The 16284-nt window shown below is 43.6% G+C and carries 22 protein-coding genes; 20 read left to right on the forward strand and 2 right to left on the reverse strand.

What is annotated here, in order from left to right:
* The first annotated feature begins 15 nt into the window (after positions 1-15).
* The 9 genes from atpF (at position 16) to spoIID (ending at position 8469) form a co-directional block, all read left to right on the forward strand.
* Positions 16-540, forward strand: coding sequence for a F0F1 ATP synthase subunit B (gene atpF / locus BTO28_RS11110; protein ID WP_198936763.1), 525 nt, complete (start codon positions 16-18; stop codon positions 538-540).
* Positions 537-1076 carry a F0F1 ATP synthase subunit delta gene (locus tag BTO28_RS11115; protein ID WP_076766233.1) on the forward strand — a complete coding sequence of 180 codons (540 nt, stop codon included), beginning with the start codon at positions 537-539 and terminating at the stop codon, positions 1074-1076. The genes atpF and BTO28_RS11115 overlap by 4 nt, the downstream gene beginning before the upstream one ends.
* A 52-nt stretch (positions 1077-1128) precedes the next feature.
* Positions 1129-2637, forward strand: coding sequence for a F0F1 ATP synthase subunit alpha (atpA, locus tag BTO28_RS11120; RefSeq protein WP_076766235.1), 1509 nt, complete (start codon positions 1129-1131; stop codon positions 2635-2637).
* An 80-nt stretch (positions 2638-2717) separates the two neighbouring features.
* Positions 2718-3581 carry a F0F1 ATP synthase subunit gamma gene (locus BTO28_RS11125; protein ID WP_076766237.1) on the forward strand — a complete coding sequence of 288 codons (864 nt, stop codon included), beginning with the start codon at positions 2718-2720 and terminating at the stop codon, positions 3579-3581.
* Between the two features lie 70 nt (positions 3582-3651).
* A complete protein-coding gene (atpD, locus tag BTO28_RS11130) occupies positions 3652-5055 on the forward strand; it encodes a F0F1 ATP synthase subunit beta (RefSeq protein ID WP_076766239.1) in 1404 nt (467 codons plus the stop codon).
* A gap of 23 nt (positions 5056-5078) precedes the next feature.
* Positions 5079-5489: a F0F1 ATP synthase subunit epsilon gene (locus BTO28_RS11135; RefSeq protein WP_076766241.1), complete on the forward strand. Its 411-nt coding sequence runs from the start codon at positions 5079-5081 to the stop codon at positions 5487-5489.
* Positions 5490-5586: 97 nt separating this feature from the next.
* The gene (locus BTO28_RS11140) at positions 5587-5823 is read left to right on the forward strand and encodes a DUF1146 family protein (RefSeq protein WP_076766243.1); all 237 of its coding nucleotides are present in this window, start codon (positions 5587-5589) and stop codon (positions 5821-5823) included.
* A 305-nt stretch (positions 5824-6128) separates the two neighbouring features.
* On the forward strand, positions 6129-7418 hold the full coding sequence (gene murA / locus BTO28_RS11145; RefSeq protein ID WP_076766245.1) for a UDP-N-acetylglucosamine 1-carboxyvinyltransferase: 1290 nt from the start codon (positions 6129-6131) through the stop codon (positions 7416-7418).
* Positions 7419-7539: 121 nt separating this feature from the next.
* On the forward strand, positions 7540-8469 hold the full coding sequence (spoIID, locus tag BTO28_RS11150; protein ID WP_076766248.1) for a stage II sporulation protein D: 930 nt from the start codon (positions 7540-7542) through the stop codon (positions 8467-8469).
* A gap of 17 nt (positions 8470-8486) precedes the next feature.
* On the opposite strand, the gene BTO28_RS11155 is transcribed toward spoIID, so the two are convergent.
* Positions 8487-8912, reverse strand: a complete 426-nt coding sequence (locus BTO28_RS11155; protein WP_076766250.1) for a VanZ family protein — start codon at positions 8910-8912, stop codon at positions 8487-8489.
* 218 nt (positions 8913-9130) lie between these two features.
* On the opposite strand from BTO28_RS11155, the gene BTO28_RS11160 reads away from it, so the two are divergent.
* The 10 genes from BTO28_RS11160 to BTO28_RS17160 all read left to right on the forward strand — a co-directional run bounded on the left by BTO28_RS11160 (position 9131) and on the right by BTO28_RS17160 (position 15098).
* Entirely contained in the window at positions 9131-9754 is a 624-nt protein-coding gene (locus tag BTO28_RS11160; protein WP_158068817.1) for a M23 family metallopeptidase, read from the forward strand.
* A 161-nt stretch (positions 9755-9915) separates the two neighbouring features.
* The gene (gene spoIIID / locus BTO28_RS11165) at positions 9916-10167 is read left to right on the forward strand and encodes a sporulation transcriptional regulator SpoIIID (protein WP_076766491.1); all 252 of its coding nucleotides are present in this window, start codon (positions 9916-9918) and stop codon (positions 10165-10167) included.
* Positions 10168-10456: 289 nt separating this feature from the next.
* Positions 10457-11461, forward strand: coding sequence for a rod shape-determining protein (gene mreB, locus BTO28_RS11170; protein WP_076766254.1), 1005 nt, complete (start codon positions 10457-10459; stop codon positions 11459-11461).
* 131 nt (positions 11462-11592) lie between these two features.
* Positions 11593-12393, forward strand: a complete 801-nt coding sequence (locus tag BTO28_RS11175; protein ID WP_076766257.1) for a flagellar hook-basal body protein — start codon at positions 11593-11595, stop codon at positions 12391-12393.
* A gap of 13 nt (positions 12394-12406) precedes the next feature.
* Entirely contained in the window at positions 12407-13195 is a 789-nt protein-coding gene (locus tag BTO28_RS11180) for a flagellar hook-basal body protein (protein ID WP_076766259.1), read from the forward strand.
* Positions 13196-13211: 16 nt separating this feature from the next.
* On the forward strand, positions 13212-13415 hold the full coding sequence (locus BTO28_RS11185) for a DNA-directed RNA polymerase subunit beta (RefSeq protein ID WP_076766261.1): 204 nt from the start codon (positions 13212-13214) through the stop codon (positions 13413-13415).
* A gap of 20 nt (positions 13416-13435) precedes the next feature.
* Entirely contained in the window at positions 13436-13855 is a 420-nt protein-coding gene (gene fabZ, locus BTO28_RS11190; protein WP_076766263.1) for a 3-hydroxyacyl-ACP dehydratase FabZ, read from the forward strand.
* A 239-nt stretch (positions 13856-14094) separates the two neighbouring features.
* A complete protein-coding gene (locus BTO28_RS11195; RefSeq protein WP_076766265.1) occupies positions 14095-14370 on the forward strand; it encodes a hypothetical protein in 276 nt (91 codons plus the stop codon).
* A gap of 156 nt (positions 14371-14526) precedes the next feature.
* A complete protein-coding gene (locus BTO28_RS11200) occupies positions 14527-14925 on the forward strand; it encodes a hypothetical protein (protein WP_076766493.1) in 399 nt (132 codons plus the stop codon).
* 26 nt (positions 14926-14951) lie between these two features.
* A complete protein-coding gene (locus BTO28_RS17160; RefSeq protein WP_158068818.1) occupies positions 14952-15098 on the forward strand; it encodes a hypothetical protein in 147 nt (48 codons plus the stop codon).
* A 47-nt stretch (positions 15099-15145) separates the two neighbouring features.
* Here BTO28_RS17160 and BTO28_RS11205 read toward each other — a convergent pair whose 3' ends face one another.
* On the reverse strand, positions 15146-15472 hold the full coding sequence (locus BTO28_RS11205) for a YwpF family protein (protein WP_076766267.1): 327 nt from the start codon (positions 15470-15472) through the stop codon (positions 15146-15148).
* Positions 15473-15717: 245 nt separating this feature from the next.
* On the opposite strand from BTO28_RS11205, the gene BTO28_RS11210 reads away from it, so the two are divergent.
* A complete protein-coding gene (locus BTO28_RS11210; protein WP_076766495.1) occupies positions 15718-16089 on the forward strand; it encodes a single-stranded DNA-binding protein in 372 nt (123 codons plus the stop codon).
* Positions 16090-16284 lie beyond the last annotated feature (195 nt).

Here is a 16284-nt window from a genome sequence, read left to right on the forward strand (position 1 = left end):
CTTGAAGGGAGTGAAATGATCGTGACGACAAACGCATACGTACTTGGAGCCGGTGCTGGTTTTAACGGCGGCGATATCTTGTTCCAGCTTGCTATGTTCATCATCTTGCTTGCATTGCTGAAGAAGTATGCCTGGGGTCCGCTTATGGGCATCATGCAACAGCGTGAAGAGCACATCGCATCAGAAATCGAAGCGGCAGAAAAAAGCCGTGTCGAAGCGAATCAATTATTGGAAGAAACGCGTGCCGAGCTAAAAGCAGCTCGTCTTGAAGCGCAAACGACAATTGAAAATGCCAAAAAACTTGGCGAAGAACAAAAAGCTGAGATTGTCGCGGCTGCCCGTGCTGAATCTGAGCGTTTGAAAGAATCTGCAAAACTTGAAATTGCGCAGGAAAAAGACCAGGCGATGGCTGCCTTGCGTGAGCAAGTTGCTGCATTGTCTGTAATGATTGCATCGAAAGTGATTGAAAAAGAACTTTCAGCTGCGGATCAAGAACAGTTAATTAATGAGTACATTAAAGAGGCAGGCGAAGAGCGATGAGTAAATCCGGAGCGGCAAAACGCTACGCGATCGCGCTTTTTGAACTGGCAAAAGAACAGAACAAACTCGCTGAGATAGAACAGGAACTGCGCGTTGTGAAACAAGTTTTCAGTGAAAATAAAGAACTGTTAACCATTCTTAAATCACCGAAGCTTTCAATTGCGAACAAACAGGCATTGATTCAAAACGCTTTTTCAACAGCTTCAGCTCCTGTTGTCAACACGCTTAAACTGCTTGTTCAGCGCCATCGTACAAATGAAGTTCAAGCTGTATGTGACGCATATATTGAACTGGCGAATGAAGATCGCAGTACAGCGGATGCACTTGTATATTCAGTACGTCCTTTGACACCGGCTGAAGAAACAGCAGTATCATCTGCGTTTTCCCGGAAAGTTGGAAAGCAGACACTTAACATCGAAAATATTGTGGATTCCCAATTGCTGGGCGGCTTAAAAGTCCGCATTGGAAACCGCATTTTTGACGGCAGTTTGCGCGGCAAGCTGAACCGTCTTGAAAAACAATTAACGACGAATTAATAAACTAGACAGGAGCTTTATTGCTTCTTGAAGAAACTGAGGGGTGACATGCATGAGCATCAAAGCTGAAGAAATCAGTGCGCTGATAAAAAAGCAAATTGAAAACTTCCAGTCCGATATTACAGTTAGCGACGTCGGTACTGTCATCCAGGTTGGGGACGGTATCGCACGTGCTCATGGCCTCGACAACGTCATGGCGGGAGAGCTTCTTGAGTTCTCAAACGGCGTCATGGGTATGGCTCAAAACCTGGAAGAAAACAACGTTGGTATTATCATTCTTGGTCCTTATAAGGATATCAAGGAAGGCGATGAAGTGCGCCGCACAGGCCGCATCATGGAAGTTCCGGTTGGCGAAGAGCTAATCGGCCGCGTTGTAAACTCTCTTGGTCAGCCAGTCGATGGTCTTGGTCCAATTAATACAACGAAAACACGTCCTATCGAAAGCCCTGCAACAGGTGTAATGGATCGTAAATCAGTTCATGAGCCATTGCAAACAGGGATTAAAGCGATTGACGCTCTTGTGCCAATCGGCCGCGGACAGCGTGAATTGATCATCGGTGACCGTCAGACAGGTAAAACAACTGTTGCGATCGATACAATCTTGAACCAGCGCGACCAAGATATGGTATGTATTTATGTTGCGATTGGTCAAAAAGAATCAACAGTACGTAACGCAGTTGAAACCCTTCGTAAACACGGTGCACTTGATTATACAATCGTTGTGACGGCTTCTGCATCACAACCGGCGCCAATGTTGTTCCTTGCACCATACACAGGCGTTTCAATGGCAGAAGACTTCATGTTTAACGGCAAGCATGTTCTCATCGTATATGATGATTTATCTAAACAAGCTGCCGCTTACCGTGAACTTTCCCTTCTTCTTCGCCGTCCTCCAGGTCGTGAAGCATACCCTGGTGACGTATTCTACTTGCATTCTCGTTTGTTAGAGCGTGCAGCGAAGTTGAACGATACACTTGGAGCGGGTTCAATTACAGCTCTTCCATTCGTTGAAACGCAAGCAGGCGATATCTCTGCTTACATTCCAACAAACGTTATTTCCATCACAGATGGACAGATCTTCCTTCAATCTGACTTGTTCTTCTCTGGCGTACGTCCGGCGATTAATGCGGGTCTTTCTGTATCACGTGTTGGTGGTTCAGCGCAAATTAAAGCGATGAAAAAAGTAGCAGGTACACTTCGTCTAGACCTTGCTGCCTACCGTGAGCTTGAGGCATTCGCGCAGTTCGGTTCGGATCTTGACGCGATCACGCAAGCAAAATTGAATCGTGGTGCACGTACAGTTGAAGTGTTGAAACAGGATTTGAATAAACCGCTTAAAGTTGAGCGCCAGGTTGTTATTCTTTATGCATTGACACGTGGCCACCTTGATGATATTCCGGTTTCTGATATTACTCGTTTCGAAGATGAACTGTTACACTGGCTCGATAAAAACCACACAAATGTGTACGATCATATTCGCACAACGAAAGAACTTCCGTCTGATGATGAATTGAAGTCAGCGATCAACGAGTTTAAAAAGTCGTTTGTGAAATCCGAATAATGGCAGATTAAGGGCGGTACCGTCTACCGGACGTCCGCCCATGTCTGCGTGATCTAACATAAAAAGGGTGGTGAGAGAAAGTGGCATCGTTACGCGACATACAAACACGTATTACATCGACAAAAAAGACGAGTCAGATTACAAAAGCTATGCAAATGGTATCTGCTTCTAAATTGAATCGTGCGGAAACAAATGCGAAAAGCTTTGTTCCATACATGGAGAAAATTCAAGAAGTGGTGGCGTCAATCGCACTCGGCAGCAAAGATGTAACACATCCGATGCTCGTCTCCCGCCCCGTTAAAAAAACCGGGTACCTTGTCATCACATCGGACCGCGGTTTGGCGGGAGCCTATAACAGCAGCATTTTGCGCTATGTATATAAGCAAATTCAAGAACGTCATAAGTCAAACGATGAGTATGTTGTCATCGCTGTCGGCCGTGTTGGACGGGATTTCTTCCGTATGCGCGGAATAGAGGCGATCGAAAGCATTACGGGTCTTCCTGATCAGCCATCTTTTGCAGACGTGAAAGAGATCGTTCGTAAAACGGTCGATCTATTTTCAGAAGGTACATATGATGAGCTTTATATGTACTACAGTCACTTCGTCAACGCTATTCAACAGGACGTGACGGAGAAGAAAGTATTGCCTTTGACTGATATTGAAACATCAGGCGGCCGTCTTTCATCATATGAGTTTGAACCATCCCCAGAAGAAATTCTCGAAGTTTTGCTTCCTCAGTATGCAGAAAGCTTAATTTACGGAGCACTTCTCGATGGAAAAGCAAGTGAGCATGCGGCGCGTATGACGGCAATGCAAAATGCAACCGACAACGCGAAAGAGCTCATTCGCACACTTACATTGCAATACAATCGTGCACGCCAGGCGGCAATTACCCAGGAAATTACGGAAATTGTCGGCGGAGCAGCCGCACTCGAATCGTAACAACCAGTGGGGGTTCTTTGTCCCGCTTTCATAATCGACTATGCAATTGACCAAAACAGGAGGGAAAAAGATGAACAAAGGACGCGTTCTTCAAGTTATGGGTCCGGTCGTTGACGTTAAGTTTGAAAACGGTCAGCTTCCTGCCATTTATAACGCTTTAAAAGTTCAGATCGGTACATCTGGCACTGAACTGACACTCGAAGTCGCTACACACCTTGGTGATGACTCTGTCCGCACCATTGCGATGGCATCTACAGACGGCCTTCAGCGTAACCAGGAAGTACTTGATACAGGAAAAGCGATTTCCGTTCCAGTCGGAGATGTAACGCTTGGCCGTGTATTCAACGTTCTTGGAGAGCCAATCGATGAAAAGCCAATCGAGGAAGGAGCACGCCGTGATGGGATTCACCGCGCTGCACCATCATTTGAACAGCTTTCAACAGAAGTTGAAATTTTGGAAACAGGCATTAAAGTAGTTGACCTTCTTGCTCCTTATATTAAAGGTGGTAAAATCGGTCTCTTCGGCGGTGCCGGTGTAGGTAAAACTGTACTTATCCAAGAATTGATCAACAACATCGCACAGGAGCACGGTGGTATTTCCGTATTCGCCGGTGTTGGTGAGCGTACTCGTGAAGGAAATGACCTTTTCCACGAAATGAGCGATTCTGGTGTTATTTCAAAAACAGCAATGGTATTCGGACAAATGAACGAGCCTCCTGGTGCGCGTATGCGCGTTGCCTTGACGGGTCTTACAATGGCTGAATATTTCCGTGATGATCAAGGACAGGACGTACTGTTCTTCATCGATAATATTTTCCGTTTCACGCAAGCAGGTTCGGAAGTATCTGCCCTACTTGGCCGTCTGCCATCTGCGGTAGGTTATCAGCCGACTCTTGCAACTGAAATGGGTCAGCTTCAAGAGCGTATCACATCTACTAACGTTGGTTCCGTTACATCTATCCAGGCTATTTATGTACCTGCCGATGACTACACGGATCCGGCTCCGGCGACAACATTCGCCCATTTGGATGCGACAACAAACCTTGAGCGTAAACTTTCTGAGATGGGTATTTATCCTGCGGTTGATCCGCTCGCATCTACATCTCGTGCCCTTTCACCGGAAATCGTAGGCGAAGAGCATTACAATGTTGCACGTTCGGTTCAGCAAACATTGCAGCGTTATAAAGAATTGCAGGATATTATCGCGATTCTTGGCATGGATGAGTTGTCAGAGGATGATAAATTGACAGTTGCGCGCGCCCGCCGCATTCAATTCTTCCTTTCTCAAAACTTCCACGTAGCCGAGCAGTTTACAGGCCAAAAAGGATCTTACGTGGCTGTTAAAGATACAGTTCGTGGATTCAAGGAAATTTTAGATGGCAAATACGATAATCTTCCTGAAGATGCGTTCCGTCTTGTGGGCGGCATTGAAGAAGTTGTGGCAAAAGCACAAGAGATGGGTGCACAAGTTTAATATAGGGATCAGGAGGTTTAGCTATGAAGACATTTAACGTCAATATCGTCACTCCTGACGGCCCGGTAGTGGATACGAACGTGGAACTCGTTAGTGCCAAAGCGCAAAGCGGCGAGCTCGGCATCATGGCCGGCCACGTGCCGATGGTCGCTCCCTTACAAATCGGTGCTGTCCGTCTTGTTTCGGACGGAAACAAATCCGAATTGGTCGCTATCAGCGGTGGCTTTCTCGAAGTTCGTCCTGATCAGGTAACGATATTAGCGCAAGCTGCTGAAAAAGCGGAAAACATCGACGTTGCCCGTGCAAAAGAAGCGCAAATGCGTGCAGAACGCCGTTTGCAGGATAATAAGCAGGATAACGTTGATTTCAAACGCGCCGAACTAGCATTGAAACGGGCTATTAACCGTGTCAGTGTGTACGAAGGCAAACTATAAGAAAAATAGAAAGCTGTCCATCGTTCTTAAACGATGGGACAGCTTTTTTCTAGTGAGCTTGAAAGAAGGTCACCATTTAAAATAAGGAGCATTCAATATGATTGAGTCATTCGGCCAAGAAGCGCTTGTCAGCATGCTGATGAGCTTACTATTCATTGGATTATCGTTCTGGGCGCTGCAGGCAATCCGTTTTGAAAAATTACTGCGGAAAAACCAAGTAGTAAGAGCACGTCTCCTATATGTTTTGCTATCAACCGCCATTGGTTCCGCCGTCAGCAATTTTTTTCTTGACTACATGCTATGGTCCAGACAGCTTCCAATGCTTTTGCCATAATAAAATCAGTGTGTTGACGTACTTGCCTTTTTTTGAAAAATAATATAAATTGGATAGGGATATCTTGTGAAAAAGTAATCATAATGTTTTTTTATTCATTTATATGGAAAAACAAAACTCCCTTTTTCCTGAGTAGTTTCACAAATTCTCTACAATATGTGCTTATTTTCACTTGTTAGAAACGGGAATATGATGGTAAACTTTAAGAAGTTTTGTCGAAGTATGAAATAGACATTGGAAAGGGCTGGCACGTCAGTCCACTGATTTGAATATGTATAATAGAAAAGGACGCGGAGGGGAACAGTTTGGACAAAATTATCGTCCGCGGCGGCCGTCAATTGAACGGTACCGTCAAAGTTGAAGGTGCAAAAAATTCGGTGCTGCCGGTACTTGCGGCAACGTTATTAGCTGGAGAAGGTAGATGTGTCATTCGTGACGTACCGACTTTATCCGATGTATATACGATTAATGAAGTACTGCGCCACTTAAATTGTGAAGTAACGTTTGAAAATAATATAGTAACGATTGATGCAACGAAACAACTTTTAATTGAAGCACCCTTTGAATATGTTCGCAAAATGCGTGCGTCTGTCCTCGTAATGGGTGCGCTGCTTGCGCGTAACGGAAAAGCACGTGTCGCTTTACCGGGTGGATGTGCCATTGGATCACGCCCCATTGACCAGCATTTAAAAGGGTTTGAAGCAATGGGTGCAAAAGTCCGAGTGGAAAACGGTTTTATCGAAGCGGAAACAGATGGCCGCCTAAAAGGGGCAAAAATTTATTTTGACTTCCCAAGCGTAGGTGCAACAGAGAACATTATGACAGCTGCTGCTCTTGCAGAAGGTACAACGATTCTTGAAAATGCGGCGAAAGAGCCGGAAATCGTTGACCTTGCCAACCTTATCAATAAAATGGGCGGCAAAGTAATTGGCGCTGGTACAGAGACGATTCGCATTGAGGGTGTTGATACACTTCAAGGAGCGGATCATGCCATTATTCCAGACCGGATTGAAGCAGGCACATTTATGACAGCTGCGGCTATCACAGGCGGAAACGTGCTGATTGAAGGGGCAGTTGCCGAGCACATGTCCTCCTTGATCGCAAAGATGCGCGAAATGGGCGTTGAGATTATAGAAGAAGATAATGGCATTCGGGTCATCGGTCCGGAAAAATTAACTTCTGTAGACATTAAAACAATGCCGCATCCCGGTTTTCCAACGGATATGCAATCTCAAATGATGGCCCTTATGCTAAAAGCAGAAGGAACTGGCGTTATTACAGAAACTGTTTTTGAGAATCGTTTTATGCATGTTGAAGAATTTCGCCGCATGAATGCGAACGCAAAAATTGAAGGGCGTTCGGTTATTATTGACGGTCCGTCTGATTTGCAGGGAGCAGAAGTTGCTGCGACAGATCTACGCGCCGCTGCTGCATTAATCGTTGCCGGACTTGTTGCGGACGGATACACACGCGTGACAGAATTGAAGCACCTTGACCGTGGCTATGTGAATTTCCATGGGAAACTTGCTGCACTGGGCGCTGATATCGAACGTGTTACAGAAACATCAGATAAGCCGATCACAGTCAAAAGCTGAATTTATTTGTTTATTATACTTTTGGAAAAACCGTCTGTTTACGCAGGCGGTTTTTTCGTCTTTTGTCATAATTAGTATAGTCGGGCATATCTCTTTTTATACAGCAGGGAGGGATTTTGTTTTGAAAAAACCGTTCTATCTTTTATTGTTCATTCTAATCGCCGCAATTGCCATTCCAGCTGTCGGGCTTATTTTAACAGAAAAAGAAGAAGAAGAAGTTATACCAAAAAAAGAAGAACCATCTGTGGATATTGTCCGATCAGACTCACAAAAAACTGAATCGGTTCCTCTTGAAGAGTACGTGACCGGTGTTGTTGCAGCTGAAATGCCGGCATCTTTTGAAAAAGAGGCATTAAAAGCGCAGGCTGTCGCCGCCAGAACGTTTATATTAACGCAGACACTTGCTGGAATGGAAGTGACCGATACGGTCGATGATCAAGTATTCAAGGATAAGGAAGAGTTAAAACAAACATGGGGCGATGCATACGAAAAAAATAAAGAAAAGATCGAGGATGCCGCGAAAGAAACGGAAGGAGAGGTCCTTGTTTATAATGGAGAACCGATTACAGCTGCTTTTTTTTCATCCGGTAACGGGAAAACAGAAAATGCCGAAGACTACTGGCAATCTCCGCTTCCCTACTTAATCAGCGTCGATAGTCCGTGGGATGAATCAGCACCAAATTTTGAACAGGAGATGGTCATTCCGCGTGCACAGGTAGAAGAAACACTAGATGTTACACTGCCGGATTCAGGCGAAGCAGGGACTGTAAAAGAACGGACATCTGGCGGACGGGTCGCTGAAATAGTAATCGATGGGAAAACATTCACCGGTCGTGAGATAAGAGAAAAATTGGGACTCCCATCTGCAGATTTTCATTTAAAATCAGCAGGAGGCGAAGTGATTATTACGACAAAAGGGTATGGACATGGTGTAGGGATGAGCCAGTATGGAGCGAACGGAATGGCAAAAGAAGGGAAAAAATACACAGAGATAACAGAACATTATTATCCCGGAGCATCGATAGAATCTGCCGGTGCCTTTTTAAAGTAAAAAAACACGTCCGCTTTTTATTGCGGGCGTGCCCATTCACTAAATGCAGCCATTATGCGGCCAATGTGTGATTTTTTTTCAAAATACATATATCTAACAATTGTAAAGGCAATAAAAACACCTGTAACGTCTTTAATTGCATCAATAAATGTAGCTGAACGGTACGGCACAAATGCCTGGTGAATTTCATCGACCAGCCCATAAAAAGAAGCGAATAAGGCTGCTGTAAGACTAATGAGCGGCGTTAGTTTTCCATTCAATAAAAATGCATTTACAATCAATCCATATAATATGGCAAACTCAACAAGATGCAGCGATTCTTTTAAAAATCGGTCAATTGAATTGTTAGGTAAATCCACAATCGTGTCGTGCGGAAGACTAGACATGATCCAAATGGCAATCATGTAAACAACGGGCGCTGCAATCGACAAGAAACGAATCATCTTTTTCACTTCCACACCTCACTCACGACATCTTATATTGATTTTACCACCTTTAAGCCTTATCGTTGCGGCTGTTTGTGGCGTTTTTTTAACTATTCTAGGAATATTATTCCACACATGTATAAAAAGTCCTTCTTCTGTTCAGAATGCCTGATGAGGTGATGAACATGAATGAGGGCGGTAAAAAATCACTCCCCCCAAAACTGAAGGATTTTTTTATGAAAAAAAGAGCACTGCCGGCAATCTATCTCGCTTGCGCCATCTTACTTATTTCCAGTCTCATGATGTATCAAGTGATGGATCGTGATGAAGACAAAACAGCCGTATCTGATCCAGCGCCTGCATCGAACGAATTTGACGATTCTACGATCAGTGTGAATGCGAATCCAGAACAAATGAGCAAGCCGGCTGAAGCAGAAGTCATCGTGAAAACATCATTTTATGATGAAAAAGCAGCCACAGCCGAGCAGCAAAAAGCGCTTGTCGTCTATAATGACACTTATTATGAAAGCGCAGGCGTCGACTACGTATTAGAAAGTGGGAAAACGTTTAGTATTACTGCACCTTTGTCAGGAACTGTGATTGATGTCCGTGAAGATGCATTTTTAGGAAATCATATTGAAATTGATCATGGAAACAACGTTGTAACAACATTCCAATCTGTAGCGGACATACAAGTGAAAAAGGGCGATAAAGTAAGCCAGGGTGAAAAAATCGGGGAAGCTGGCCGGAGTTTGATGAATGAGTCAGCTGGCGTACACGTTCACTTTGAAGTGGAGAAAGACGGTAAAATGCTAGATCCAAATTCATTGTATGGAAAAACGGTATCAGAATGGAAATAGACAATCATATTTCCTGGGAAATGATCATATGGTAGTAAAAAGGAGAGGGGCTCCTGGAATGAGACTGCCCCGAAACAATGAATAACGATGCGCACTTGCTGGAAATAACAGAAGAAAAGTCTCATTTCGCCCGTCCCGGTTCCGGTGAAGGAGGCGTGCACGTGCGCGATTACATCAAAGAAAGAGCGCTTAAAATCGGAGAGTATATCGTTGAAACAAACAAAACGGTGCGGGATATTGCAAAAGAATTTGGGATTTCAAAAAGCACCGTTCATAAAGACTTAACAGAGCGGCTGCCGGGTCTGAGTCCGGAGCTTTCAGCACGCGTCGAACATATTTTACACTACCACAAATCAATCCGGCACCTTCGAGGTGGAGAAGCAACAAAGGAAAAATGGAAATCAGCCAACTAACGATCGTGAAATGCGCCATTGAGTAAAATGGCGCATTTTTGTGACCTTTTTACTAAATATAAAGTATAGACTTTTGGTAGAGAAGAACGGTAAACATTCAATTTACACCCTAAAGGGTTGTGTTAATTAGTAAAAAATAGTGTTCTTTCGTGAAAAATCCGCATTTTCCCGAATAATCATGGTACATTTTGTCGATTCTTCCGTATATTTATGGTAATATAGGTATTTGAAGCATAAATTCTAAAATATATGAACATAGATAGACAAACGCGTAGGGGGAAATATGAAAATGTTATCTAAAGATATCGGGATTGACCTCGGGACAGCCAACGTGCTCATTCATGTAAAAGGACAGGGTATCGTCTTGAATGAGCCGTCTGTCGTCGCAATGGATCGCAATACAAATAAAGTACTTGCTGTCGGGGAAGAAGCGTATAAGATGGTAGGCCGGACGCCGGGTAACATTGTGGCCATTCGTCCGCTTCGTGATGGTGTTATTGCTGACTTTGATGTAACAGAATCGATGTTGAAGCATTTTATTAACAAGTTGAATGTGAAAGGCTTTTTATCAAAGCCCCGCATTTTAATTTGCTGCCCGACACAAATTACAGCAGTTGAGCAGAAAGCAATCCGTACAGCTGCTGAAAAAAGTGGCGGTAAAACAGTCTATCTTGAAGAAGAGCCTAAAGTTGCGGCAGTTGGAGCTGGCATGGATATTTATGAACCAAGCGGCAATATGGTGATTGATATCGGCGGTGGAACGACGGATATCGCAGTTTTATCACTCGGTGCTATTGTCACAGCTGATTCGATTAAAGTAGCCGGTGATACGTTTGATGCAGAAATTATGAATTACGTCAAAAAAGAGTATAAGCTTTTGATCGGTGAAAGAACGGCTGAAGCCATTAAAATCCATGTTGGAACAGTCTATCCGGATGCCCGAAATGAAGAAATGGAAATTCGTGGTCGTGACATTATGACTGGACTTCCCAGCATTTTAGTCATTAAATCATCTGAAATTGAAGTCGCATTACGGGAATCTGTACTGCAAATTGTCCAGGCTTCGAAAAAGGTACTTGAACAAACTCCGCCGGAACTCTCAGCAGACATCATTGATCGTGGCATCATGCTAACAGGAGGCGGTGCATTGCTGCATGGAATGGATCAGCTTTTGACAAATGAATTGAAAGTGCCTGTGTTTGTTGCAGAAAATCCGATGAACTGTGTTGCAGTAGGAACAGGTCTTATGATGGACAATATGGACCGTCTTTTCCCAAAAATAAAAAGAAGATGATGAAACGGAACGGGATCGTCAATGAGGCGGTCTCTTTTAATTTGTCTCATTCTGTATTATTTTCTGTTAATTACCGCTTTTTCTTTGTATAATGTAAACAGCGTTTACTGCTTAAAAATGAGGTGAATAATTTGTTTAGAGGTTTTTACACAGCTGCTTCAGGCATGATTGCACAACAGCGGCGTACTGAAATTTTAACCAATAACATGTCAAACGTGAATACACCAGGCTACAAAGCAGACCAGACTAGCATGAGGGCTTTTCCAGAAATGCTGTTAAGACGGATTGATGAAACGTCGATCCCGGTTGAAAATAAATTAAATTTACCATTCGAGCCATTTGTTGGATCATTAAATACCGGCGTATATTTACAGGAAACCATGCCAAACTTTCGTCAGGGCGACCTTCGTGAAACCGGTTTGTCCACGGACCTTGCATTACAAGGAGAATCCGTCTTTTTTACCGTTCAAAACGAAGCCGGGGAAACGCGCTACACGCGGAATGGAAACTTTACAATTGATCTCGAAGGCTATTTAACAACAGCATCCGGTCTTTATGTTCAAGATACAGAAGGAGAGCGCATCCAGCTTACTTCTGACCAGTTCACAGTAGACAGCCAGGGACGTGTTACTGAAAATGGTGCAGAGGTGGCCCAAATTGGCGTTGCCTATGCAGAAGATCCGAATGCACTCATAAAAGAAGGGGACGGTCTGTATCGTATAGAGGGTGCAGCACTTCCACAAGCGTTCGGTGCGGAAGGTGCAGCTTTTGCCATCCATCAATCATTTCTTGAAGGTTCAACAACAGATGCAGCACGCACAATGACCGATATGTTAACGGCCTATCGGGCATTTGAAGCAAACCAGAAAGTGCTGACAGCTTATGATAGAAGTATGGAAAAAGCCGCGAACGAAATCGGAAGAGTGACATAAAGGAGCGCATAGCATGAACAGAACAATGATCAATTCCGTTAACACATTATCACAGCTTCAGAAAAAAATGGACGTCACAAGCAACAACGTGGCGAATATAAATACAATCGGGTATAAACGAAGCGATGCTACATTCGCGGATCTCGTTCATCAGCAGACAACAAATATGTACCGTCAAAATGAAGATATAGGACGGTTAACCCCATCAGGAATTCGTCTCGGCGTCGGAGCGATGATGGCACAGGCACAGATGGTGGGTGCACAGGGAGCACTCCAACAAACGGGAAGAGCGCTCGATTTTGCTTTAACGAAGCCAAATCAATTTTTCAAAGTGCTTGTTCAAAATGAAGACGGAACAGGACGTGTCCATTATACGCGTGACGGCTCATTTTCCATCACACCGGCTGGCGGAGATAACGTTATGCTTGTAACGTCTGAAGGGAATCCTGTTTTGGATGAGGCAAATAATCCGATCGTCATGACGCCGGAAGAAATGGCGGAGCAGGCTGGCGGATTAGTAGGCGTTGTACAAGTGGATAAACCGCAGTTCTTAGAGAGAGCTTCAAATAATCTGCTTGTGCTTCCAGAAGATCCAGCGGTGGCAGAAGGGCAGATTTTGCGTGAACTCAACGCAACAGAAAGGGAACAAGCAGGTATCCAAAGAGGTTCTCTTGAACAATCTAACGTTGATTTCGCAAAAGAAATGAGTGACCTTATGATCACACAGCGCTCGTATCAATTTCAATCAAAAGCGATTTCAATAGCGGACCAGATGCTTGGCTTAATTAACGGGGTAAGATAGAGGGGAAGGATGACTAGTGACTGAACAACGGAAGCGGAGAAAAGAAACCCGCCTCACCCCCCTCGGCAGATTCATGTTAACATGGTTTTTTATCGTCATTACAGCACTAACGGGTGCGCTGATTGGTTACAGCCTTATTGGCACCGGCAACCCGATCGACGTATTTTTGCCGGATACATGGATTCATTTATTTGATGTAGTAGTGAAAAGTCTCTTTTAAAGCAAAAGGTGGGTGTTTCAATGGATATTCGTGAAATAAAAGAAACAATTCCACATCGCTATCCATTTCTTCTTGTAGACCGTATTGTCGAAGTAGAAGAAGGAAAGAAAGCGGTTGGGATAAAAAATGTAACAGCGAACGAAGAATTTTTTAACGGACACTTTCCGGACTATCCAGTGATGCCTGGTGTGTTAATCGTTGAAGCGCTCGCACAGGTCGGGGCTGTCGCAATGTTGAAAAAGGAAGAAAACAAGGGACGTCTCGCATTTTTCGCAGGTATTGACAACTGCCGCTTTAAGCGCCAGGTCGTTCCGGGTGACCAAATGCGTCTTGAAGTCGAAATGACACGTCTGCGCGGCTCAATCGGCAAAGCAAGAGCTTCTGCAACGGTAGATGGCGAGCTTGTCTGCGAAGCGGATTTAATGTTTGCCCTAGAATAGAGTATGAACTGCCTCCAAAAGGGGGCAGTTTTTTTCATGTTTTTATACATCAAGCAATCGACATGAAATGATTAAGTTTGTAAATCTAAAGATTAATTTACATCAATTACAACTATATCCATAAAATTTATAGCAACTTAACAATCTTTTTACAAAATTTACGATTATTTTTTCCAGAACCGGGAAAGAATACAACGGTAGCAATAAAATTGTAATAGTAGAAAGGGGACTAGTACAAAATGAACTCAAAATTACTGAAATTGGCAGGCGGTTCTGTCGTTGCAGCTATGCTGCTTGCAGGCTGTGGCGCAGGAAACGAGGAACCAGCGGATGAGGATCCGGCAGTTGAAGAAGATGGACAGACTGAAGATGATGCCGTAACGGATGAAAACGAAGAAACAGAAGATACAAACACTGGTGATGACATGGATCCAGCGACGGATGAAAACACACCGGAAGAAGATGTAATGGAAGATCAAAACGATATGCAAGACAATGACAATCAAGACAGCTAATATCAAAAGCATCGCGCCGGAAATGAATCGGCAGGTGCTTTTTTAAAATCCGAAAAAATTTTGTCACCGGTTCAAAAGTATGATAAAGTATAAGAGTTATTATTTTCGAGGAGTCAATGAGGATATTTCCAGGAGGTACCTATATTGGCAATGTCAATGTTAAACAGCTTATCACACGGTGTGAAAATCAGCATTACCAGGTCGATCACAACTGCTTTTGAACAATATATGGCCAAAATTATGTGGGATGAAGAAAGTTATCACCCACAGGACTTTATGAAAGAGTGGCAATACTATATTCAGCATAACGCTTCTTGGTACAGCCAAGTTCCAGACGAAATGAAAATAGATCCCCGTTTTCATGAAGAACTGGCTCAAAAAATCAATGAAGTTGTCGAAAAAATCTTTTCTGAAGAACCGACGGAAGATCAGATCAAGACGATCAATTCCCTTCAAAAAGAGCTCGGCACTGATTATGATTTTTCCTGTAAAGCAGAAGCCCGTTTTTATATCGACTTTTTAAAAGATGCTTTAAAAAAAAAGCCGAACAGCTAAGCCCTGCTGATGAACGGGAGCTTGCATTGGCTTCACTGCTGTACTATCAGGTATATGATGCGGACTTGCCCCCTCAGCCGTACACGAAGCAGGACATTCACTATATTATTCAATTGTTGCAGCACGCAATCCAAACCGGTCATGACGGTTTGCAGTCAAGTGTGGTTCATTAATGTAAAAAGACGGCGCTATCCTTCTTAAACAGGGGAAGTGCTTCTTTTTATTTTTTTGCATACTCATTTCGGATCTGGTCCAGCTTTGCATCAAAAAGTACGCTGATTCCGTGATCCAGCTTTTGAATCGTGCTCACGGAGACGGAAAAAATCGCTGGATCATTATCGCGATGGGTAATCGCCACATGAGCGGTTATTTCCGTTTCATATTTAAAGCTTTGAATGAGCCTTTCATCTTTTACATCTAAAAATAATTCAATCAGCCATGTTCCTTTTTCATCTTCTCGATTGATAATCAGACCGTCCTTTAAAGGAATTTTTATTACATTCTTATCCTTCTTTAAAAAAACTTCAGCGACCTTGAATGTTTTCATTTCAATGGTTCTCCCTTCATGGAAGCGCTTTTATACAGTTAGTGTAACATAAAAATGCAATTTATCATTTTTTTTACAATGACGAGGAGTATTTTCGACAGATACCTACAATAAATACTAAAATTCATTTGATTTCGACTAAGAGAATCTCCTAATCAGTGGGAAGAAATTAAAAAACAGCTGTTTGTCATTTTTACCATATTTTTTTTATGATAAAAGCACCAAAAACGAAAGGGGGGATCAAGCTGATTAATCAAGTGACACTCGTTGGCAGACTGACAAAAAATCCTGAATTAAAGCATACAGCCGATGGACGTCCGCTCGTTCAAACGACCATTGCAGTCAGCAGACCGTACCGAAATGCCAAGGGTGAAACAGATACGGACTTTATTTACTGTACAATTTGGAACCGAACCGCGGAAAACACAGCGAAATATTGTGAGAAAGGCTCACTGATCGCCGTGCTTGGTACGATTCAGACGAGAAATTACAAAGATAACAGTGAGAAAACGGTATACGTGACAGAAGTGCTCGTTCATACAGTTCGTTTTCTCGGGAAAAAGCAGCCGGAAACGCATGAACATGCAGAGATGATCCAGACTGTTCCGCTTATTTAAGTGAATTGAAGGCATGATGAGCGGACCGATTGTGTCTTGATCAGCTTGATAAACGGCGAACCACTTTTAGCTGCATGATCACTTGAAAAGGTGAGAAAGGCAAAGCAGCCACAGTAACCGGTCGGGCAGCCGGTTACTGATTCAAGACCCCCATGCCCAGCGAAATGGCGCCAGCCCCAGCTCCGTCTATGCCCC

Origin of the sequence: Domibacillus epiphyticus, assembly GCF_001975785.1 — a bacterium.
In the GTDB taxonomy this organism is placed as follows: domain Bacteria; phylum Bacillota; class Bacilli; order Bacillales; family Domibacillaceae; genus Domibacillus; species Domibacillus epiphyticus.